Origin of the sequence: Psychrobacter sp. AOP7-B1-24, assembly GCF_052376215.1 — a bacterium.
Lineage (GTDB): Bacteria > Pseudomonadota > Gammaproteobacteria > Pseudomonadales > Moraxellaceae > Psychrobacter.
In genome coordinates this window covers 1-685 of sequence record NZ_JBQSVL010000199.1, presented here as the reverse complement: position 1 = coordinate 685, position 685 = coordinate 1, and the positions used below count along the sequence as shown (strand labels likewise).

At 37.8% G+C, this 685-nt stretch carries 1 protein-coding gene; it reads right to left on the bottom strand.

The features are described from left to right. A partial coding sequence (locus tag ACT3QP_RS14985; RefSeq protein ID WP_444526053.1) for a hypothetical protein occupies positions 1–685 on the bottom strand: 685 nt, incomplete at both ends.

The following is a 685-nucleotide window of genomic DNA, read 5'->3' as shown; positions in this document are numbered from 1 at the left end:
GATTTGCTTGTGTCAGCTGGATAAGCCTCACAGAACTGAGCGTCTACTGGCAACTCATCTGCAGTGCTTTCCATATAAGTGCGGATAAATGCCCATTGTACGCGTGGGTTGACTCTATAATCTTCTAGCTTGAGATGATGGGTGATGTCACCTGTATTAGGATCTGCAACATATAGATTAAGCGGTGTGTAGGCTCGATTGTACGGATCTTGATGAAGGTCTGGATGGACGTCTTTGTAGTCTACTATTTTCAGCTCATAGGGCTGCCTAAACTTCATGAGTGGACGGTAGTAATAAGCTATTTTCTGTTCTTTTTTTAAAAAGTAGTATTGGGTGCGAATGAAGTACTTTCTGATGAATTGATAGAGAAGTAGAATTAAAGGTGTACATGCTGGTATAAACATGAAAACCCCAACTATTAAAAACCAAACCATAAAATCGGAATTCAATAAATCTTTATCTCCTACTACTATCAGACTCATAACACAAAACATAAAAACAGAAAAATAAACCCAGCCAATCGCAAAATAAAATACCCAAAAGTACGCTGGTAGGAATGTTAAGTAATCAGGATTAACATCATGAATTTCTTGATTAAGATGTTCAACGTCTTCTACTTCCTCAAACAACTTCTGATCGATCTCTTTGCTATAAGGACGGTCAATAGGATTATGAAGCTCGCTAA